Origin of the sequence: Streptomyces sp. NPDC005931, from assembly GCF_042871235.1 — a bacterium.
In the GTDB taxonomy this organism is placed as follows: Bacteria; Actinomycetota; Actinomycetes; order Streptomycetales; family Streptomycetaceae; genus Streptomyces.
In genome coordinates, this window is sequence record NZ_JBIAIG010000020.1 from 40,429 (window position 1) to 61,179 (window position 20,751).

The window sequence follows — 20,751 nt, forward strand, 5'->3', positions numbered from 1 at the left end:
GGCCGGTGTCCTCCCACCCTAAGTGTCAGCCCACCGTTCCGGGCGCGAGCGATGCGGACGAGAACAGACCACGCCGGTGCGCCACCGCCGCCGCCTCGCCGCGCCCGGCGACGCCCAGCTTGGCGAGGATGTTCGAGACGTGGACGCTCGCGGTCTTCGGAGAGATGAACAGTTCCTCGGCGATCTGCCGGTTGGTGCGGCCCTGGGCGACCAGGCGCAGCACGTCCCGTTCCCGGCTGGTGAGACCGAGTGCCTCGGCCGGATCGGCCGGCTCCGCCGGGCCGCTGTGCCGGGGACCGGCCGCCAGCGGGATCCGGGCGCGCTGCGCGAGCAGGGTGACGGCGTCGGAGAGCGGACGCGCGCCGAGGTGGGCGGCGACCGCGTGGGCGAGGCGGAGCAGCTCGGTGGCGCGGGCCCGTTCCTCCTCGCCGCCGGCGGCCAGCAGCGCGGCGGCGAGGCGGTGGCGGACCCGGGCGAGGTCGTAGGGCCGTTCCAGCGACTCGAAGGCGGTGACCACCTCCGACCAGAGATCGGGGTCGTCGAGCCCCTCGGCGCGCAGGAGTTCGGCGCGGACCCACTTGTCGTGGGCGCTCCAGACCGGCGCGCCGGTGGTGAGGTGCTTGGCGACCTCGAGGATGCGGGTGAGGACCCGGGCGCGGTCCGGCGCGGCGACGGGCAGGGGGCGGGCGTCGGCCTCGCCGCTCGCGGCGGCCAGCAGCAGTGGCCAGCCGTAGCGCTGGGTGCCGGGCGGGAAGCCGCTGCCCAGAGCGCGATCGAGTTCGGCCCGGGCGTCCAGGACGCGGCCCTCGGCGCCGGCGATGCCGATGGCGAGGCGGGCAAGGGGCAGGTTGTTCTGCGGCACCGGGTCGTGGCTGCCGTAGGAGGACCGGGCCTCGTCGAGCAGTCGGGCGGCCTCGGCGGTCTCCCCGCGGGCGAGGGCGACGCAGGCCCGCTGGAGGCAGGCACCGCCGCGGGGCTTCGCGCCCTGTCCCTGGGACAGCGCCCGGGTCGCCGCGTCCACGGCCTCGTCCCAGCGGCCCAGGGAGATCAGCGACTCGGCGAAGTTGACCCATACCCAGCCCTCGGACTCCAGCAGGCCGAGGCGCCGTGTGACGCGGGTGCCCTCGCGCATGATCTCGGCCGCCTCGGCGGAGCGGCCGACCCCCTCGAGGACGGAGGGCAGGTTGATGTGGCAGCGCCCCAGTACGGCGGACCGGCCCTGGGCCTCGGCCAGGTCGTGTACCGCCCGCATCTCGGCGAGTCCGGCCTCGATGTCGCCCGCGTCGACGGTCAGCCCGCCGAGCGTGAGGCGGGCGTTGAGCTCGATGTCGGCGGCGCCGACCATGCGCGCGTACTCCACGGCCCGTTCGGCGGCGGCGACGGCCTCGGGGCCGGGTTCGTGGAGCATGGACCAGAGCGCGGCGGTGGCGAGGACCTCTGCGTGCACCTCGGAGGGCGGCAGCCCGCGCACGAGGTCCTGGGCGGTGCCGATCTCGCTCCAACCGTCGCCGCGGCCCAGGGCCTGGACGAGCCGGGAGCGCTGGATCCAGAACCAGGCGGCACGCAAGGGGTCGGGTTCCTCGTCGAGGAGGCGCAGCGCCCGCTTGGTGATCTTCAGTGCGCGTTCCCGCTCCCCGCACCGCCGCCCCGCGACGGCCGCCTCGGCCATCAGGTCGAGGTAGCGCAGGGGCCTGGTGGCCGGGTCGCAGCCGCAGGGGGGATAGACCTCGGTGTAGTCGACGGGGCGCAGGGTCGCGCGCACCTCGTCGGGTACGGCGTCCCACAGCTCCATTGCCCTTTCCAGCAGCCGCAGTTGCTCGGAGTGGGCTTGGCGGTGGCGGGCCTCGACGGAGGCGTCGAGGACGGCCGGCAGGGCCTTGGCCGGGTCGTGGGCGTGGTACCAGTAGCTGGCCAGCCGCATGACACGGGCGTCGGCCGGCACCAGGGACGGGTCGGCCTCCAGGGCCTCGGCGTAGCGGCGGTTGAGGCGGGAGCGCTCGCCGGGCAGCAGGTCGTCGGCGACGGCCTCGCGGACCAGGGAGTGCCGGAAGCGGTAGCCGTCGCCGTCGGGCGCGGCGGTCAGGATGTTGGCGTTCACGGCGGCCCGCAGCGCCTCGATCAGGTCGTCCTCGGCGAGCCCGGCGACGGCGGCGAGCAGGGGGTGCTCGACGGTGGAGCCGCCCTCGGCGGCGAGCCGGGCGATGCGCTGGGCACTCTCGGGCAGCGCCTCGACGCGGACGAGGAGGAGGTCGCGCAGGGAGTCGGTGAGGCCGGTGCCGCACCCCTCGTGGGAGGCGACGGCGAGTTCCTCGACGAAGAAGGCGTTGCCGTCGGAGCGTTCGAAGATGTCGTCGACCTGGGCGGGATCGGGTTCGGCGGCGAGGATGCCGGCGATCTGCCGGCCGACCTCGTCGCGGGTGAAGCGGTCGAGTTCGAGACGGCGGACGGTGCGCAGCCGGTCGAGTTCGGCGAGCAGGGGGCGCAGCGGGTGGCGGCGGTGGATGTCGTCGCTGCGGTAGGTGGCGAGGAGGACGAGGCGGCCGGTGCGCAGGGTGCGGAACAGGTAGGCGAGCAGGTGGCGGGTGGAGGCGTCGGCCCAGTGCAGGTCCTCCAGGGCGACGACGACGGTGCGGTCGGCGGCGAGACGTTCCAGGAGGCGGGCGGTGAGTTCGAAGAGGCGGGCCATGCCGTCCTCGTCGTACCGTCCGGCGGGGGCCGCGCCGAGCTCGGGGAGCAGCCGGGCGAGTTCACCCTCCTGTCCCTCCGCGGCAGCGGTCATCAGGTCCGGCAGCACGCGGCGCAGGGCGCGCAGGGCAGTCGAGAAGGGCGCGAAGGGCAGCCCGTCGGCGCCGATCTCGACGCAGCCGCCGACGGCGGCGACGGCGCCCCGACGGCGGGCCGCGGCGGCGAACTCCTCGACGAGGCGCGTCTTGCCGACGCCGGCCTCGCCGCCGAGCATCAGGGCCTGCGGCTCACCCGACTCGGCCCGGGTGAACGCCTCGTGCAGCATGTCCAGTTCGGCCGCGCGACCGACGAACACGGGACTGACTGACCTGGTCTCCACGGTCCCGAGCATCGCATGCGCGTCCGACGGTGCGGCACAGGTTTTCGCCGAGAGCGCGACGGCCGCACGGCGGTGTCCCGCCGTGCGGCCGTTTTCCTCCCCCGCCCGGACGCTCATGCGGCCGGGGTGAACCAGTGTCTGCGGAACCGGGGCGTATGGCTCTCGGCACCGGTCGCTCGCGGATCGGCTGCCCGGCGCCGGGAGCGGCGGCCGGCGAGGGCCTCGCGGGCCAGGCGCTCGTGGGCGGCGCGGCGGACGAGGTCCGCGATGCGGTACTGGTGGAGTTCGTACTCGAACATGGTGGATCCCTCACAGGAGTCGGCCGGGGCTTCGCTTTCTGCGTGCCTCCAGCTTCGTCCCGCGGGGTGCCCCGCCACATCGGGAGAGTTCCGCATCTTGGGCGGTCCCCGTGGCCTTAGACGAGCCCAAGGGGCCTCAGGGCGCCCGTAAGGTGCTCACGGATGCCCTAGGACCTCTTGCGGACCGTGGCGGCTCAGCCGGTGGGGGGGCGGTCCCGGCAGCACGTCGGTGTACGTGAGGACGGCCGGCGGCAGGCCGAGGGCGGCCGGGGCGACGCCGGCCCGGGATCAATGGTCGTGGTGAGCGGTGCCGGCGCGGGCCGCGCGCCACTCGGGGGCGAGCACCGACCACACCTCGAGGTCGTGGCGCACTCCCTGGTGCAGGTGGGCCTCGCGGCGCACCCCGTCCCGGGTCATGCCGAGCCTGGCGGCGACGGCGATGCTGGGCCGGTTGCCGGCGGCGGCGACCCACTCGACCCGGTGGATGCCGCGCTGCTCGACCGCCCAGTCGATGAGCACCCGCATCGCGCGCGTGACGAGCCCGCGACCGGTGGCGGCGGGCTCCAGCCAGCAGCCGACCTCACTGGTGCCGTTCGCCGCGTCGAACTGGAGGGTGAGGACCCCGCCCACGAGCCTGCCGTCCAGCCACAGCCCGTGCAGCGAGCCGGTGTCGGCGGCGCGCAGGTCGGCGTACCGCTGGAGCACCTCGTGCGCTCCGGCGACGTCGGTGGCCCGGGAGCCGAAGGGGACGTACTGGTTGATGAAGTCCCGGCCGCGGTCGAGATGGGCGAGGAACTCCTCGGCGTGCCAGGGCTCCAGGGGGCGCAGTTCCGCTCCGTCGTCACCCAGTCGTATCGCGTACATCCCGCTGTCGCTCCTCCTCGGCCAGCACGTCCGCCACCTCGGCGTCCGTGGCGGCGGCCAGCCTCTCATGGGTGGCACGGCACTCGGGCGGCTCGATGCTGATCCGCGGCAGGATCCGGTCCAGCGAGCGCGGCAGCCACCAGTTGGCGCCGCCGAGCAGGTGCATGAGGGCGGGGACGAGCAGGGTGCGCAGCACGAAGGCGTCGAGGGCGACGGCGGCGGCGAGCGCGATGCCGAACATGGCGATCACCCGGTCGCCGCTGAGGACGAAGGCGAGGAACACCGAGATCATGATCACTGCGGCGGAGTTGATCACCCGGCTGGTCTCGGCGAGGCCCACCCGGACCGCGCGTCGGTTGTCGCCCGTCTCCAGCCACTCCTCGTACATCCGGCTGACGAGGAAGACCTGGTAGTCCATGGAGAGCCCGAAGAGCACCGAGACCATGATCACCGGGAGGAAGGGCTCTATCGGGCCCGCGCGGCCGAGGCCGAGCAGTTCACTGCCCCAGCCCCACTGGAAGATCGCCACGACGACCCCGAAGGCGGCGGCGACGGCGGCGACGTTCATCGCGGCGGCCTTCAGCGGGATGCCGATCGACCGGAAGGCGAGCAGGAGCAGCAGACAGCCGAGGCCGACGACGACCCCGACGAACAGCGGCAGCTTCCCGACGATGACGTCGGCGAAGTCGTCGTATCCGGCGGTGACGCCGCCGACCCGGATGTCGAGGGAGGTGCCCGCCTCGGCCCGCGGCAGCACCTCCGAGCGCAGCCGGTCGACGAGTTCGCTGGTCTGCGTCGACTGCGGTGCGGACTCCGGTACGACGGTGAGGTAGGCGGTGTCGCCGCCCGAGCCGTAGGTCACCGGCGACACCGCGGCGACGCCCTCGGTCTGGCGCAGCGTGGCGTCCAGGGTGCCCAGGGCAAGCCGGTCGGCGGCGCCGTCGACCTCGGTGACCAGGGTGAGGGGGCCGTTGACGCCGGGGCCGAAGCCGTCGGCGAGGAGGTCGTAGGCCTGTCGGGTGGTGGTCGTCTCGGGATTGTTGCCCTGGTCGGAGGTGCCCAGGTGGAGGGAGAGGGTGGGCAGCGCGAGGAGCGTCATGACGACCAGCGCGAAGGCGCCGAGCGCCTTGGGGTGGCGTTCCACGAACGCCGACCAGCGCGCGGCGAATCCGGTCGGCAGCTCCGGCTGGGGTCCCTGCTCGGCCAGCCTGCGCCGCTCGCGCCGGCTGAGCGCCCGGACGCCGATGCACGACAGGAGGGCGGGCAGCAGCGTGACGGAGGCGGCGACGGTCAGCACCACGGTGAGCGAGGCGGCGACGGCGACGCCGTTGAGGAAGTTCAGGCGGAGGATCAGCATGCCCAGCAGGGCGATGCAAACGGTGGCACCCGCGAAGACGACCGCCCGTCCAGTGGTGGCGACGGCGTTGGTGGCGGCCTGCGGGACGGTGAGGCCGCGCTTCAGTCCGCGCCGGTGCCGGGTGACGATGAACAGCGCGTAGTCGATGCCGACGCCGAGCCCGATGAGCATGCCGAGCATGGGCGCGAAATCGGCGACGGTCATGACGTGCCCGAGGAGCACGATGCCGGCGTAGGCGGTGCCGACGCTCACCAGCGCGGTGGCGATGGGCAGCAGAGAGGCGGCGAGCGAGCCGAAGGCGAGGAACAGCACGACGGCGGCGACGACCACACCGACGATCTCGGCGAGGTGTCCGCCGGAGGACGACTCGGTGAGCCCGAGGGCGCTGCCGCTGAGCTCCACCCGCAGATCGTCCGTCTCGGCGGCCCGGGCCGTGTCGACCACGGCCGTCGCCTCGGTCACGTCGATGTCCTCGGCCTGGTCGTCGAAGGTGACCGTGGCGTAGGCGGTGCGGCCGTCCGCGCTGATCCGGCCCGCGCCGCGGCCGTCCCGGTCGCCGTAGGGGCCGGTCACGTCGGCCACGCCGGGCAGGTCCGCGATCCGTTCGAGGGCGCGGGTCATGGTCTGTTCGACGCCGGGGTCGCGGACGCTGCCGGCGGAGGTGTGCCATACGACGGTGTCGCTGTCGCCCCCCAGATCGGGGAAGCCCTCCCTGAGCAGCTCGTCGGCCTGTCCGGACTCGGTGCCCGGGACCTTGTAGTCGTTCGAGTAGGCGGTGCCGGCGGCGACGGCACCCGCGGCGGCCCCACCGAGGGCGAGGAGCCAGAGCAGGATCGCCATCAGGCGGTGTCGGACACACCAGCGTGCCAGGGCTGCCACGAACGTGCTCCCAAGGTGACTTGCGTGGATCTTTGACCGGGAACAGTCGTCCGTGAAGCGAACGGCCCGCAAAGAACGCATGAGCAATGCACTGCCACTCTTGCAGGCAAAAGTGATCGTTTGTCGCCCTCGGGGTCTTCTCCGCAGGAATGGGAGGCAGCTCACAGGACCGTCACAGGACCGGTGTCACCGGACGTGGCGCCTCTCACGCGATGGGGGCCGAACGGCGGGAACCTTCCGGGGGCCGGGAGCGTTCCGGCGCGGTTCAGTCGATCTGGTCGCCCAGTGCCATCACCATCAGCCCCGCGACGAGCAGCCACAGCGCCCTGCGGGTCCGCCCCCGCGAGCCCAGGACCGCTGCGGCGGCACAGACGGCGGCGCCGCAGGCGTAGGCCACCGGCACGAGGACGGGCGCGGAGCGGGTGAGGCGCAGCAGCGCCGCGGCCAGCCCCGCCAGGGCCAGCACGGCTCCGGTGCCGACCGCGGCCCACCGGGCGCGGCGCGCTTCCCGCGCGGCCCCTTCGGCGTCCTCGGTGTCTTCGGCGTCCTCGGCGTCCTCGGCGTCCTCGGCGTCCTCCGGCACCGTGGTCATGTCCTCCGTGCCCTGCGCCGTGGTCATGTCCTGGGCCGTGCCCCTGGTCGCGTCCTCGATCAGGTCCTCGGTCAGGTCCTCGGTCAGGTCCTCGGTCGTGCCCTCGGTTATGTCCGAGTGCGTATCGGAATCGGAGCGTCCACTCATGCCGCGGGAGCGTAGCGCGACCGCCGGACACCGTGCACGGCGACCACCCGACCGCGCGCCTGCCCACCTCATGGCCGGCTGACCTCGAGCCACGCGACCGCATGAGAAAGGGGACGCGTCCTACCGGACGCGTCCCCTGGAGCCTGCCGTCGGATCAGCCCTCGGTGACGCCCAGCTTCTCGAGGATCAGCTCCTTGACGCGGGCGGCGTCGGCCTGGCCACGGGTCGCCTTCATGACCGCGCCGACCAGGGCGCCGACCGCGGCCACCTTGCCGCCGCGGATCTTGTCCGCGATGGCCGGGTTGCCGGCGATGGCCTCGTCCACGGCCGCGGTGAGCGCGCCCTCGTCCGAGACGACCTTCAGGCCGCGCTTGTCGACGACCTCCTCCGGCGTGCCCTCACCGGCGAGCACGCCCTCGATGACCTGGCGGGCCAGCTTGTCGTTGAGCGAGCCCTCGGACACCAGCGCGGTCACCCGGGCGACCTGCTCCGGGGTGATCGCCAGCTCGTCCAGGGCCTTGCCGGACTCGTTGGCACTGCGGGCCAGCTCGCCCATCCACCACTTGCGGGCGGAGGCCGCGTCGGCACCGGCGTCGATCGTGGCGACGATGAGGTCGAGCGCACCGGCGTTGAGGATCGCCTGCATGTCGGTGCCGGAGACGCCCCACTCCTCACGGAGCCGGTTGCGGCGCACCAGCGGCAGTTCGGGCAGTCCGGCCCGCAGCCGCTCGACCCAGTCGCGGGACGGGGCGACCGGCACGAGGTCGGGCTCCGGGAAGTACCGGTAGTCCTCCGCCTCCTCCTTCACGCGGCCCGAGGTCGTCGACCCGGTGTCCTCGTGGAAGTGCCGGGTCTCCTGCACGACGGTGCCGCCGGACGACAGCACGGCCGCGTGCCGCTGGATCTCGTAGCGGGCCGCGCGCTCCACGGACCGCAGCGAGTTCACGTTCTTGGTCTCGGAGCGCGTGCCGAACTTGTCCGCGCCCTTCGGCATCAGCGACAGGTTCACGTCGCAGCGCATCTGCCCCATCTCCATGCGGGCCTCGGACACACCGAGCGCCCGGATGAGCTCGCGCAGCTCGCGCACGTACGCCTTCGCCACCTCGGGGGCGCGCTCGCCGGCGCCGACGATCGGCTTGGTGACGATCTCGATCAGCGGGATGCCGGCCCGGTTGTAGTCGAGCAGCGAGTGGGACGCGCCGTGGATACGGCCGGTGGCGCCGCCGACGTGCGTCGACTTGCCGGTGTCCTCCTCCATGTGGGCGCGCTCGATCTCCACGCGGAAGGTCTCGCCGTCCTCCAGCTGCACGTCGAGGTAGCCGTTGAAGGCGATCGGCTCGTCGTACTGGGAGGTCTGGAAGTTCTTCGGCATGTCCGGATAGAAGTAGTTCTTCCGGGCGAAGCGGCACCACTCGGCGATCTCGCAGTTCAGCGCGAGACCGATCTTGACGGCCGACTCGACGCCGGTCGCATTGACGACCGGGAGCGCGCCGGGCAGGCCGAGGCAGATGGGGCAGGTCTGGGTGTTCGGGTCGGCACCGAGTGCGGTGGAACAGCCGCAGAACATCTTGGTCCTGGTGCCGAGTTCGACATGGACCTCGAGGCCCATGACGGGGTCGTACGACGCCAGCGCGTCCTCGTACGACACCAGGTCGGTCGTGGTGGTCACGGTGAAACTTCCCTCTCAGCCCAGCAGGACGTCGTCGTCGCCCAGCCGCTTCAGCTCGCGGTAGAGGATGGCGAGGCCGGTGACGATCGCGGCGGCGGACACGGTGGCGTCGATCAGGACCAGGGTGTCCTTCTCGAGACGGGCCTTCTTCAGCCGCTTGGCGACACCGATCGCGCCGAAGGCGGTGGCGGCCATGGACAGGTACGTACCGGACTTGGACTTCTTGAAGCCCTTGGCCTTGGTCAGTGCACTCACAGCGACGGAGCCTCCTCGAGCAGCGGATGGCCCCACTTTTCCACGAAGGCGGCCTCGACCGCGGCACCCACCTTGTAGAGGCGGTCGTCCTTCATGACCGGGGCGATGATCTGGAGTCCGACCGGCAGGTTGTCCTCGGGCGCGAGGCCGCAGGGCAGCGACATGGCCGCGTTGCCGGCCAGGTTGGTCGGGATGGTGCACAGGTCGGCGAGGTACATCGCCATCGGGTCGTCGGCGCGCTCGCCGATCGCGAAGGCCGTGGTGGGCGTCGTCGGGGAGACGATCACGTCGACCTGCTCGAACGCCTTGTCGAAGTCCTGCTTGATCAGCGTGCGGACCTTCTGGGCGCTGCCGTAGTACGCGTCGTAGTAGCCGGAGCTGAGCGCGTAGGTGCCGAGCATGATGCGGCGCTTGACCTCGGGGCCGAAGCCGGCTTCGCGGGTCAGCGAGGTGACCTCCTCGGCGGAGTGCGCGCCGTCGTCGCCGGTCCGCAGGCCGTAGCGCAGGCCGTCGAAGCGGGCGAGGTTGGAGGAGCACTCGGAGGGGGCGATCAGGTAGTACGCCGAGAGGGCGAGGTCGAAGGACGGGCAGTCCAGCTCGATGATCTCGGCGCCCAGCTCCCTCAGCAGTTCGACGGACTCGTCGAAGCGCTGGATGACGCCGGCCTGGTAGCCCTCGCCGCGGAACTGCTGGACGACGCCGACGCGCATGCCCTCGACCGAGCCGTTGCGGGCGGCCTCGACGACCGGGGGGACCGGGGCGTCGATGGAGGTGGAGTCCATCGGGTCGTGCCCGGCGATCACCTCGTGCAGCAGCGCGGCGTCCAGGACGGTGCGGGCGCAGGGCCCGCCCTGGTCCAGGGAGGAGGAGAACGCGACCATGCCGTACCGCGAGACGGCGCCGTAGGTCGGCTTCACGCCGACCGTGCCGGTGACGGCGGCGGGCTGACGGATGGAGCCGCCGGTGTCGGTGCCGATGGCGAGCGGCGCCTGGAACGAGGCGAGCGCGGCGGACGAGCCGCCGCCGGAGCCGCCGGGGATCCTGGTGAGGTCCCAGGGGTTGCCGGTCGGGCCGTAGGCGCTGTTCTCGGTCGAGGACCCCATGGCGAACTCGTCCATGTTGGTCTTGCCGAGGATCACGACGTCGGCGGCCTTGAGCCGCTTGGTGAGTGTCGCGTCGTAGGGCGGGATCCAGCCCTCGAGGATCTTCGAACCGACGGTGGTGGGGATGCCCTCGGTGGTGAAGATGTCCTTGAGCGCGAGCGGGACGCCGGCCAGCGGGCCGAGCTTCTCGCCGCGCTCCCGCTTCTCGTCGACGGCACGGGCCTGGGCGAGGGCGCCCTCGCGGTCGACGTGCAGGAAGGCGTGCACCTTCTCGTCGACGGCCTCGATGCGGGCCAGGTGCGCCTCGGCGACCTCGACGGCCGTGAGCTCGCCGGAGGCGATCTTCTCGGCGGTCTCGGCGGCCGTGAGCTTGATGATGTCGGTCATGACTGCTTAGTCCTCCCCCAGGATCTGCGGCACCTTGAAACGCTGCTGCTCCTGGGCCGGGGCGCCGGAGAGCGCCTGCTCGGGGGTGAGCGAGGGACGGACCTCGTCCGGCCGCATGACGTTCGTCAGCGGGAGCGGGTGGGAGGTCGGCGGTACGTCTTGGTCGGCGACCTCGCTGACGCGGGCCACCGCGCCGATGATGTCGTCCAGCTGGCCCGCGAAGTGGTCGAGCTCTTCGGGCTTCAGCTCCAGACGCGCCAGCCGGGCGAGGTGGGCGACCTCCTCGCGCGTGATGCCAGGCATGCAGCGATCCTCTGGGGTGAGTGTGTGTGGTTTGGAGCCAATCCTATGGGGCTCCGCCACATGACCGTGCAACGCTCTGCCGGGCCCCGTAGTGCGGGCCGGCGCCGACCGGAAGGCCGGGTCCTAGCCGACCCGGCCCGAGTCGTCGCCCGCCGCTGCCGGGAGGGCCGCTGCCGGCCGCTGCCAGCCGCGCGAACCGCGTGCCAGTAGCCACGCCGTGGTCTCGTCGGGCGGCATCGCGGCGGCGACCAGCCAGCCCTGGACCGCGTCGCAGCCGAGGTCGCGCAGGCGTTCCCAGGTCTCGTCGTCCTCGACGCCCTCGGCGACGACGAGCAGGCCCAGGGAGTGGGCCAGGTCGACGGTGCAGCGGACGATCTCGGCGTCCTCGGTGTCGACGGCCAGCCGGGCCACGAAGGAACGGTCGATCTTCAGCTCACTGACGGGCAGCCGGCGCAGGTGCACCAGCGAGGAGTAGCCGGTGCCGAAGTCGTCCAGGGACATCTTCACGCCGTGCCCCGTCAGGGCGTTCAGGGTGTCGGCGGCGCGCTGCGGATCCTCGAGGAGCACGTGCTCGGTGATCTCCAGCTGGAGCGCCCCCGCCGGAACGCCGTGCCGGGCCAGGCGCGCCGCGACGGAACCGGCGAAGCCGGGGGTGTGGACGTCGCGCGGGGAGACGTTGACGGCGACCGGCACGTGCAGGCCCTGCGAGCGCCACTCGGCCACCTGGCCGAGGGCCGTCTCCAGTACGTACTCGGTGAGGTGCGGCATCAGGCCGGAGGACTCGGCGATCGCGATGAACTCGTCCGGCGGCACCTTGCCCCGCTCCGGGTGGACCCACCGCACCAGCGCCTCCAGGCCCGCCACCTGACCGTCGAAGCGGACCTTGGGCTGGTAGTGGAGCTGGACCTCGTGGGCGTCCAGGGCCCGGCGCAGGTCGCCCAGCAGGGCGAGGCGGTCGGGGGTGTTGGAGTCCCGCTTGGACTCGTAGACCTCGACGCCCGTACGGTCCCGCTTGGCCTGGTACATCGCCACGTCCGCCCGCCGCAGCAGTCCCTCGGCGTCGAGCGCGTGGTCGGGGAAGACGGCGACGCCGGCGCTGGCCTCCAGGACGAGGGTCAGGCCGTCGAGGTCGAGCGGTGATCCGAGGGCCGCCACCAGGCTCCGGGCGACGCGGGTCGCGGACGTCGTGGAGTCGGCGACCGGGAGTAACACGGCGAACTCGTCACCGCCGAGCCGCGCGGCCTCGGCGCCGCGCGGCAGGGCCAGCCGGAGCCGGTCGGCGATCTGGAGCAGCAGCCGGTCACCGGCGAGATGACCCAGGGTGTCGTTGACCGATCGGAAGCGGTCGAGGTCGATCAGCATGAGGGCGGCGCGGGCGCCCAGGCGTTCGGCGTCGTCCAGCGCGGTCCAGATGCGTTCGAGGAGCCACTGGCGGTTCGGCAGTCCCGTCAGCGGGTCGCGCAGCTGCTCCTCCGCGCGGGCCCTGGCGATCCACAGGGTGGAGTCGAGGGCGATGAGCGGGATGGCGAACAGCGGCAGCAACACCGGCTTGGCGTCGGCGACCACACAGATCAGGGGCGCTATGCCGAGCAGGGCGATGGCGACCAGTCCCTGTCTGACCAGGGCGGTGCGGGCGACGGTGGGCAGTCCGGCGCGCGGGGCGTGCAGATACCACAGGAGGGTGCGGCTGACGCCGAGATAGGCGGCGGCAACCAGGGCCACGCCGGGCGCGGTGTAGAGGGTCCAGGTGTCCGGGGTCGACGGGGACTCGACGGACGGTACGCAGCCGAAGGCGGCCAGCACCAGGGCGCCGGCGCCGATGCCGAGCAGGTCGACCGCGCCGTGCAGCACGCCCTGCCGCCAGCGGCCCCGGCGGGCTATGCCGACCAGCACGACGACGGTAAGACTGACCATGCCGGCCGGCACCCAGCCGTACAGCAGCAGCACGGCGAGGGTGAGGGCGGCGCCCGAGCCGGTGCCGCCCCACCAGCGGGAGCGGCCCAGCATCACGAGGTGGCCGACGACAATCCCGGTCAGCACGGCCAGGGACCAGCCGGCGGTGCCGGACGGGAAGAGCGCGTGACCGCCGGTGAACGCCCGCAGGAATCCGGCGCCCAGCACGAATCCGGCCGCGGCGACGACCGCCGCGGGCAACGCGGGCCAGGACAGGTGCCGTTCCGCGCCCGCCTCGGACAGACCGGGGTCCTGCCCGGCGGCCGGCCGTCCGGCGCCGCGCCCGTCCACGGTCCGCCCGCCGGGGCGCTCCTGCGCAGCCGGATGCCCCGCGGGACGCACTGCCCCACGGATGCGCCGCCGTACGCCGGCGATGCGGCGCAGGCGCAGCCGTGAGCCCGGGGCGGCGCTCTCGGTCGGTTCCATTCCCGTCCCTCTCACAGCCGGCGGTGCCCACGCCACGCGGCCCGATGCCCGACAAACCCTCAGCGGCTCCGCGTTGGAAAGCCCTTCCCCGGACCCTCCACGAACACGGGGATGCCCCGACCGCAGCTGGGCACGGCAGGCGCACATCTCAACAGTAGGCCGCGGAAGGGATCCACGGGCACCGGTCGCCGACGGTTGCCCGATTGCGCCCGGGCCACCCGTATGCATCTGATATGCGCCGATCGGGTGGCCTTCAACCGCTACTCCTCAGCCGAAAGCGCGACGTCGGCCGCCACCTCCGGGCCTTGTTCCAGAAGGACGTTGAAGCCCTCTTCGTTCAGAACCGGCACCTTGAGCTGCATCGCCTTGTCATATTTCGACCCGGGATTTTCACCCACGACGACGAATGACGTCTTTTTCGAAACCGAACCGGTCACCTTGGCGCCCCTGCTCTGGAGCGCATCCTTCGCGCCATCCCGGGTGAAGTGCTCCAGGGTGCCGGTCACCACGACAGTGAGCCCTTCCAGCGGACGGGGCCCCGCGTCCTCGCCGGACCCCTCGTCCTCCATCCGGACACCGGCGGCCTTCCACTTGCGGATGATCTCGCGGTGCCAGTCCTCGGCGAACCACTGCTTGAGCGAGGCGGCGATGGTCGGGCCGACGCCCTCGGTGCCGGCCAGTTCCTCCTCTGAGGCCAGCTCGATGCGGTCGATGGAGCGGAACTCACGGGCCAGCGCCTCCGCCGCGACGGGGCCGACGTGACGGATGGACAGGCTGGTGAGGATGCGGGCCAGCGGGCGCTCCTTGGCCGCCGCGATGTTCTCCAGCATGGCGAGCGCGTTCTTCTTCGGCTCGCCCTCCTGGTTGGCGAAGACGGTGACGACCTTCTCCTCGCCGGTCCTGGGATCCCGCTTGGGCAGACCGCTGTCCTGGTCGAGGACGTACGCCTTGATGGGCAGCAGCTTGTCGACGGTGAGGTCGAACAGGTCGCCCTCGTCGCGCAGCGGCGGCTCCTCCGGCTCCAGCGGCTTGGTCAGCGCGGCGGCCGCGACGTAGCCGAAGTGCTCGATGTCCAGCGCCTTGCGGCCGGCGAGATAGAACAGGCGCTCACGCAACTGGGCCGGGCAGGTACGGGCATTGGGGCAGCGCAGGTCGACGTCGCCCTCCTTCATCGGCCGGAGCGGAGTACCGCACTCCGGGCACTCGCCCGGCATCACGAACTCGCGCTCGCTGCCGTCGCGCAGGTCGGCCACCGGGCCGAGGATCTCCGGGATGACGTCGCCGGCCTTGCGCAGCACCACCGTGTCGCCGATGAGGACGCCCTTGGCCTTGACCACGTCCTGGTTGTGCAGCGTGGCGAACTCGACCTCCGAACCGGCCACATGGACCGGCTCGACCTGGGCGTACGGCGTGACCCGGCCCGTGCGGCCCACACCGACGCGGATGTTGACGAGCTTGGTGTTGACTTCCTCCGGCGCGTACTTGTACGCGATGGCCCAGCGCGGGGCGCGCGAGGTGGTGCCCAGGCGGCCCTGGAGCGGAATCTCGTCGAGCTTGACCACCACTCCGTCGATCTCGTGCTCCACGGAGTGCCGGTTCTCGCCGTAGTACGCGATGAACTCCCGTACGCCATCGAGGCCGTCGACGACCCTGTTGTGCCGGGAGGTCGGCAGGCCCCACTCCTCGAGCAGGTCGTACGCCTGCGACAGGCGGGTCAGGCCGGTGAAGCCCTCCAGGGCGCCGATGCCGTGGACGACCATGTGCAGCGGGCGGGTGGCGGTGACGCGCGGGTCCTTCTGGCGCAGCGAACCAGCCGCCGCGTTGCGCGGGTTGGCGAAGGGCTTGTCGCCGGCCGCCACCAGGCGGGCGTTGAGCTCCTGAAACTTCTCCATCGGGAAGTAGACCTCGCCGCGGATCTCCACGAGGTCGGGGACCTTGTCGCCCTTCAGCCGGTCCGGGATCTCGGCGATGGTGCGGACGTTCGGCGTGATGTCCTCGCCGGTGCGGCCGTCGCCCCGGGTCGCCGCGCGGGTGAGCCGGCCGCGCTCGTACGTGAGGTTGACGGCGAGGCCGTCGACCTTCAGCTCGCACAGGAAGTGGTACTCCTGCTCGCCCAGCTCCCGGTGGATGCGCTCGGCCCAGGCGGCGAGTTCGTCGTCGTTGAAGGTGTTGTCCAGGGAGAGCATGCGCGAGCGGTGTTCGACGGCGGTGAACTCCGTGGCGTAGGAACCGGCGACCTTCTGGGTCGGCGAGTCCGGGGTGCGCAGCTCCGGGTGCTCCTCCTCCAGCGCCTCCAGCTCGCGCAGCAGCCGGTCGAACTCCGCGTCGCTGATGACGGGAGCGTCCTTCACGTAGTACCGGAAGCGGTGCTCCTCGATCTGCTCAGCGAGCTGTGCGTGCTTCTCCCGTGCCTCGGCGGGCACGCTCGTCGTCTCCGCCTGCTGGTCGCCGGCCACCGTGTGTCCTCCCGTTACTCTGGGTTGTCCGCGAGGGATCTCGCCGCCCGGACGCAGTGGGCGAGAGCCGTGCGCGCGTACTCCGGGGAGGCCCCCGCGAGCCCGCACGCCGGGGTGACCGTGACGGCCTCCGGGAGAAGTCCCGGCCGCAGCCCCAGCCTGCGCCACAGCGTCCTGACACCCATGACGCTACCGGCAGGGTCTGACAATGGGCCGTCCGTGCCCGGGACGACACCGGCGAACAGCCTGGTGCCGCCCTCCACCGCCTCCCCGATCGCCTCGTCGTCACGCTCGGTGAGGAGGGAGAGGTCGAAGGAGACCGCCGCCACGCCCGCCCGGCGCAGCAGGGCGAACGGGACGTCCGGTGCGCACGAGTGCACCACGACCGGGCCGCCGTCGTGCACCCCGGCGACGTCCCGGAGCACGGCCTCCACGAGCTGCCGGTCCACGGCGCGGTGGGTGCGGTAGCCGCTCGCCGTCCTCACCCGTCCGCGCAGGACCGCGGTGAGGGAGGGCTCGTCGAGCTGGAGGACGAGGTGGGCGCCCGGGACGCGCCGCCGCACTTCGGCGAGGTGCAGGCGCAGCCCCTCGGCGAGCGAGGCGGCGAGGTCGCGGCAGGCACCGGGGTCGGACAGGGCCGCCTCGCCGTTCCTCAGTTCCAGGTTCGCGGCGAGCGTCCAGGGCCCGACCGCCTGCACCTTGAGCGGGCCCGCGTAGTCCTGTGTGAACTCCTCCAGCGCGTCGAGGTCCTCGACGAGCCAGGAGCGGGCCCGCCGGGTGTCCCGCCCGGGCCGGTCCCCGAGCCGCCAGCCGCTGGGCTCCACGCGCGCGTACAGCTCGACGAGCATTCCGGCGGTCCGCCCGATCATGTCCGCGCCGGGGCCGCGGGCGGGCAGCTCGGCGAGGTACGGGAAGTCCTCGAAGGTCCCGGTGACGGTTTTGGCGGCCTCCCGGGCGTCCCCGCCCGGCATGGACCCGACCCCGGTGGCGGGCCCGAACCTGAACTGGCTGTCTTCGCTCACCCCAGCAGCCTACGGAACGACTCGGCCGGGATCAGCGCCCAGGCCGGACCGTCAGGTCGTTGACCTCCGCGTCCCGGGGCAGGTCCAGGGCCGTCAGGATGGTCGTGGCGACCGACTCGGGGTCGATCCACTGCGCGGGGTCGTACTCCTTGCCCTCCTGCTGGTGGACCTTGGCCTGCATCGGGCTGGCCGTGCGGCCGGGGTAGACGGAGGTGACGCGGACGCCGTTGCCGTGCTCCTCGTGGCGCAGGGAGTCGGCGAGGGCCTTGAGGCCGTGCTTGGAGGCCGCGTAGGCGGACCAGCCGGCGTGGGCGTTCAGGCCGGCGCCGGAGTTGACGAAGATCACCTGGCCGCGGCTCGCGCGGAGCTGGGGCAGGAAGTGCCGGGTCAGCTCGGCGGGGGCGATCAGGTTGACATTGAGCTGGTGCCGCCAGGTCTTGGGGGTGAGCTCGCCGACCGGGCCGAGGTCCACCACTCCGGCGACGTGCAGCAGGGAGTCCACCCGGTCCGGCAGCGACTGGTGGGAGAACGCCCAGCTGAGCCGGTCGGGATCGGCCAGGTCGCCGACGAGCGTCCGCGCCCCGGGGAACTCGGCCGCCAGTTCCTTCGCGCGGCCGGCGTCGCGCGCGTGCAGCACGAGGTCGTCCCCGCGCGCGTGCAGGCGGCGGGCGACGGCCGCGCCGATGCCGGAGCCCGCTCCGGTGATCACATGTGTAGCCATGCCCGCCATGCTCGCATCACCGCGCGGTCACGCCACGCCCCGGCTCTCCTCCAGGTACGCGAGCGCCCCCACCGGCTCCTCGGCGAAGAAGACCAGCTCGGTCAGCGGGCGGGGCAGGAATCCCTCGTCCTCCATGCGGCGGAACTGCTCCTTGAGCCCGTCGTAGAAGCCCGCGGTGTTGAGCAGGACCACCGGCTTGTCGGTGTGTCCGTGCTTCTTCAGCTCCAGGATCTCGGTCGCCTCGTCGAGGGTGCCGGTGCCGCCCACCATGATCACGACCGCGTCGGCCTTCTCCAGCAGCAGCTTCTTCCGCTCGGCGAGGTCCGTGGCGACCACCATCTCGTCGACGCCGGGGCGCGCCTTGGCCGCGAGGAACTCCACGGAGACGCCGCAGAGCCGGCCGCCCGCCTCGTGCACCCCGTCGGCGACCACCTTCATCAGACCGACGTCCGAGCCGCCCCACACCAGGGTGTGCCCGCCCTTGCCCAGCAGCCGGGCGAACTCCCGCGCGGGGCCCGTGTAGCGGTCGTCGAGGTCGGCGGCGGAGAGGAAGACGCAGATGTTCATGCGCCCACGGTACGGGCCCGGTCCGCCGTCGCCGTCAGCCGTATCTTCGACTGGCGGTGCGGCAGCCGCTCCCAGTCGTCCATGAACCGCGCCGTCAGGCCGTGCCCGGCCGCCAGGTCGACGAGCGTCTGCGTCCGGTAGTAGAAGTCCTCGTGCAGCACCTGGTGCTCCGCGCCCTCCGTGCGGTCGAAGGTGAAGTCGAAGAAACCGCCGGGCGCGAGGATCCGGCCGACGTGGGCGAAGCACTCCTCGATGACGTGCAGGGGCGAGTGGGAGAAGACGCTGTGCGCGTGCACCACGTCGAAGTGGCCGTCGGGCAGGAAGGCCAGGGTCAGGTCGTTCGTGAGCGTGAGGTACGGCATCTTGGCCTGGAGGCCCTCACGGACGAGGGTGTCCTGGGCGGCGATCAGGATGTGCGGCGAGATGTCGATGCCGTAGTAGTGACCGGGCTCCAGGTGGTCGATGAACAGGCGCCCCGCGCGGAGGTTGCCGCAGCCGATCTCCAGCATCCGGTGGTGCGGCTGGAGCCCGTGCCGCAGCAGGTAGTCGAACTGCATGCGGCCGATCCGCGCCCACTGCTCGCGCGAGGGGTTGTGGCCCACCGCCGCCTCGGCGCTGCGGGCCGCGTCGGAGGCCATCACGGCCCGGTAGTACGCGATGTGGTCGGGGTGCCGCAGCCGCAGCCAGCCGTCGCGCAGGGTGCGGCGGGCATGGGCGGGCACGCGCCGGGGGTGGCGCAGGGCGTAGCGGATCTGGTGGGCGAGACTGCTGCGGTTCCTGCCGGGTTCCCGGGCTGTCATGGGGGCCTCCTCCGGACGGGGTCCGCCGCGCGGAGGGCGAATCCCCGGCCGGCGGGAAGAACTCGGGTTCAGCGTGCGCTGTTACCGGGGAGTCCGCTACCTCGAGGAGACCGTCGTGACCGCAGGGCATCGCATCACCGTCGAGCCGAGCGACCGACACGTGCGCGTGGTGCGCGGCGAGCGCGTGCTGGCGGAGACCGACCGGGCGCTGCTGCTGCGTGAAACGGGCTGTCCCCCGCGCTACTACATCCCGCCGGAGGACGTACGGCTGGACCTGCTCACGCCCTCCGAGAGCCGCACGTACTGCCCCTTCAAGGGGACCGCGTCGTACTGGTCGCTGCCGGACGCCCCGGACCTGGTGTGGGCGTACCCGGATCCGAAGCCGGACGTGGCCGAGATCAAGGACCACCTGTGCTTCTACGAGACCGAGGTGGGCTGAGCGCGCGGACGCGCGGGGCATCGCGTAGACGGGTTGCGATCGGCGGACGCACGGCCCGCCTCACGGACGAATTCCGTGCCGTGCGGCAGTCTGCACTGGCATGGACAAGAAGATCCTTTCTCGGGACGGCACCTCCCTCGCCTACGAGAGCGCCGGGCGGGGTCCCGTGGTCGTCCTCGTGAGCGGCGCCATGTCGACGGGCGGCACGCTGGCGCCCCTGGCCGCGCCGCTCTCGGAGCGGTTCCGGGCCGTGGTGTACGACCGCCGGGGCCGCGGCGGCAGCGGGGACACCGCGCCGTACGCGGTGGAGCGGGAGGTCGAGGACCTGGCCGCGCTGATCGAGGCGCTGGGCGGGGAGGCGTCGCTGTTCGGCGTCTCCTCGGGCGGCGCGCTGGCGCTGCGGGCGGCGGCGAACGGGCTGCCGGTGCGGTCGGTCGCGGTCTACGAGACGCCGTACGCGATGTCCGAGCAGGCGCTCGCGGAGCGCGCGGAGTACACCGAGCGGCTGACCCGGGCGCTCGGTGAGGGCCGGCGCGGGGACGCGGTCGAGCTGTTCCTGCGGCTGACCGGTCTCGGGGACGCGGTGATCGAGGGCGCGCGGCAGTCCGCCATGTGGGCCGGGATGGAGTCGATCGCGCCGAGCCTCGCCCACGACGACGCGGTCATGGGCGACGGCCGGGTGCCCCGGGAACTGCTGTCGTCGATCCCGGTGCCGGTGCTGTCGATCGCGGGCGGGGCGAGCCCGGAGTGGATGCGCGAGGCCGCGCGGGCGATCGCGGAGGCGGCGCCGCGCGGCACGTACCGCTCGCTGGAGGACCAGACCCACATGGTGGAGCCGGACGTACTGGCGCCGGTGCTTGTGGAGTTCTTCAGCGCGTGAGGCCGGGGGCGGCGAGCCGGTCGGCGCGGAGCCGGTCGGCACGGGGTCGTGGCGGGCGCGGCCGGCGGCCGGGCCGGCCCCGGGGGTGGTGACCGGAGCTCATCGGCACACCTTCTCCGCGCAGCCGCCGCACGCCCCGCCGCTCGCGCAGGCGGTCGGGGCAGCGGCGGGCGGGCGCCCGGCCCGGGTCGCCGTGCGAGCCCGGCGTACGTGGTACACGGCCATGTTGGAGGTCAGTCCGGCCAGCAGGAGCCAGGCGAGCCCCATCCAGGTGCTCCGGGTGAACGACACCACGGCGGCGACCGTGGCCAGGACGCAGACGGCTGGGGCGAGGACGGCTGTACGGGACATCGAGGTGCTTCCTGTCGGCTCGTGACGTCGTACGCGCTCCGGCGGCCCGTGCGCATGCCGAACCGCCGCTCGGCGGCGGGCACAGGGCTCCGCCTCGCTCCGGCGGCACCGCCGGAAGAGGATGACCGCAGGACGCGTCCGCATCACACCAGCACCGGGGGCGGGAGGACAGCGGCCGAAGGATCCCGGCACCCCACCCCGGCCGGCCCTGCCCGCC

General features: G+C 72.7%; 18 protein-coding genes. 2 read left to right on the forward strand and 16 right to left on the reverse strand.

Features of this window, described 5'->3' with window-relative positions; all coding sequences use genetic code 11:
• Window positions 1-25: 25 nt before the first annotated feature.
• From ACFYOV_RS30845 to ACFYOV_RS30915, 15 genes are all read right to left on the reverse strand, one after another.
• A complete protein-coding gene (locus tag ACFYOV_RS30845) occupies window positions 26-3,076 on the reverse strand; it encodes an AAA family ATPase (RefSeq protein ID WP_389093337.1) in 3,051 nt (1,016 codons plus the stop codon).
• Between the two features lie 101 nt (window positions 3,077-3,177).
• A complete protein-coding gene (locus ACFYOV_RS30850) occupies window positions 3,178-3,363 on the reverse strand; it encodes a hypothetical protein (RefSeq protein ID WP_389093340.1) in 186 nt (61 codons plus the stop codon).
• 288 nt (window positions 3,364-3,651) lie between these two features.
• The gene (locus ACFYOV_RS30855) at window positions 3,652-4,227 is read right to left on the reverse strand and encodes a GNAT family N-acetyltransferase (RefSeq protein ID WP_389093342.1); all 576 of its coding nucleotides are present in this window, start codon (window positions 4,225-4,227) and stop codon (window positions 3,652-3,654) included.
• Window positions 4,205-6,463: an MMPL family transporter gene (locus ACFYOV_RS30860; RefSeq protein ID WP_389093344.1), complete on the reverse strand. Its 2,259-nt coding sequence runs from the start codon at window positions 6,461-6,463 to the stop codon at window positions 4,205-4,207. The genes ACFYOV_RS30855 and ACFYOV_RS30860 overlap by 23 nt, the downstream gene beginning before the upstream one ends.
• A 265-nt stretch (window positions 6,464-6,728) precedes the next feature.
• The gene (locus ACFYOV_RS30865; RefSeq protein WP_389093346.1) at window positions 6,729-7,202 is read right to left on the reverse strand and encodes a hypothetical protein; all 474 of its coding nucleotides are present in this window, start codon (window positions 7,200-7,202) and stop codon (window positions 6,729-6,731) included.
• Window positions 7,203-7,356: 154 nt separating this feature from the next.
• The gene (gatB, locus tag ACFYOV_RS30870) at window positions 7,357-8,871 is read right to left on the reverse strand and encodes an Asp-tRNA(Asn)/Glu-tRNA(Gln) amidotransferase subunit GatB (RefSeq protein WP_389093348.1); all 1,515 of its coding nucleotides are present in this window, start codon (window positions 8,869-8,871) and stop codon (window positions 7,357-7,359) included.
• A gap of 15 nt (window positions 8,872-8,886) precedes the next feature.
• Window positions 8,887-9,126 carry a hypothetical protein gene (locus ACFYOV_RS30875; protein ID WP_389093351.1) on the reverse strand — a complete coding sequence of 80 codons (240 nt, stop codon included), beginning with the start codon at window positions 9,124-9,126 and terminating at the stop codon, window positions 8,887-8,889.
• The gene (gene gatA / locus ACFYOV_RS30880; protein ID WP_389093353.1) at window positions 9,123-10,616 is read right to left on the reverse strand and encodes an Asp-tRNA(Asn)/Glu-tRNA(Gln) amidotransferase subunit GatA; all 1,494 of its coding nucleotides are present in this window, start codon (window positions 10,614-10,616) and stop codon (window positions 9,123-9,125) included. The genes ACFYOV_RS30875 and gatA overlap by 4 nt, the downstream gene beginning before the upstream one ends.
• Window positions 10,617-10,622: 6 nt before the next feature.
• Entirely contained in the window at window positions 10,623-10,919 is a 297-nt protein-coding gene (gatC, locus tag ACFYOV_RS30885; RefSeq protein WP_031117542.1) for an Asp-tRNA(Asn)/Glu-tRNA(Gln) amidotransferase subunit GatC, read from the reverse strand.
• A 123-nt stretch (window positions 10,920-11,042) separates the two neighbouring features.
• Window positions 11,043-13,298 carry a putative bifunctional diguanylate cyclase/phosphodiesterase gene (locus ACFYOV_RS30890; RefSeq protein WP_389093356.1) on the reverse strand — a complete coding sequence of 752 codons (2,256 nt, stop codon included), beginning with the start codon at window positions 13,296-13,298 and terminating at the stop codon, window positions 11,043-11,045.
• 260 nt (window positions 13,299-13,558) lie between these two features.
• Window positions 13,559-15,754 (reverse strand): NAD-dependent DNA ligase LigA, encoded by a 2,196-nt coding sequence (gene ligA / locus ACFYOV_RS30895; RefSeq protein WP_389093358.1) that lies wholly within the window; start codon window positions 15,752-15,754, stop codon window positions 13,559-13,561.
• 14 nt (window positions 15,755-15,768) lie between these two features.
• Window positions 15,769-16,776: a methionine synthase gene (locus ACFYOV_RS30900; protein ID WP_389093360.1), complete on the reverse strand. Its 1,008-nt coding sequence runs from the start codon at window positions 16,774-16,776 to the stop codon at window positions 15,769-15,771.
• A gap of 31 nt (window positions 16,777-16,807) precedes the next feature.
• Complete coding sequence (locus ACFYOV_RS30905; RefSeq protein ID WP_389093362.1) at window positions 16,808-17,506, reverse strand: SDR family oxidoreductase; 699 nt, start codon at window positions 17,504-17,506, stop codon at window positions 16,808-16,810.
• A gap of 18 nt (window positions 17,507-17,524) precedes the next feature.
• Entirely contained in the window at window positions 17,525-18,064 is a 540-nt protein-coding gene (locus tag ACFYOV_RS30910) for a TIGR00730 family Rossman fold protein (protein ID WP_389093365.1), read from the reverse strand.
• The gene (locus tag ACFYOV_RS30915; RefSeq protein ID WP_389093367.1) at window positions 18,061-18,864 is read right to left on the reverse strand and encodes a class I SAM-dependent DNA methyltransferase; all 804 of its coding nucleotides are present in this window, start codon (window positions 18,862-18,864) and stop codon (window positions 18,061-18,063) included. The genes ACFYOV_RS30910 and ACFYOV_RS30915 overlap by 4 nt, the downstream gene beginning before the upstream one ends.
• Before the next feature lie 115 nt (window positions 18,865-18,979).
• Here ACFYOV_RS30915 and ACFYOV_RS30920 point away from each other — a divergent pair, with 115 nt between their 5' ends.
• Together ACFYOV_RS30920 and ACFYOV_RS30925 are read left to right on the forward strand one after the other, a co-directional pair.
• Entirely contained in the window at window positions 18,980-19,303 is a 324-nt protein-coding gene (locus ACFYOV_RS30920; RefSeq protein WP_389093369.1) for a DUF427 domain-containing protein, read from the forward strand.
• A 100-nt stretch (window positions 19,304-19,403) separates the two neighbouring features.
• The gene (locus ACFYOV_RS30925; protein ID WP_389093372.1) at window positions 19,404-20,183 is read left to right on the forward strand and encodes an alpha/beta fold hydrolase; all 780 of its coding nucleotides are present in this window, start codon (window positions 19,404-19,406) and stop codon (window positions 20,181-20,183) included.
• Between the two features lie 99 nt (window positions 20,184-20,282).
• Here ACFYOV_RS30925 and ACFYOV_RS30930 read toward each other — a convergent pair whose 3' ends face one another.
• Complete coding sequence (locus ACFYOV_RS30930) at window positions 20,283-20,534, reverse strand: hypothetical protein (protein WP_389093373.1); 252 nt, start codon at window positions 20,532-20,534, stop codon at window positions 20,283-20,285.
• Between the last annotated feature and the right edge of the window lie 217 nt (window positions 20,535-20,751).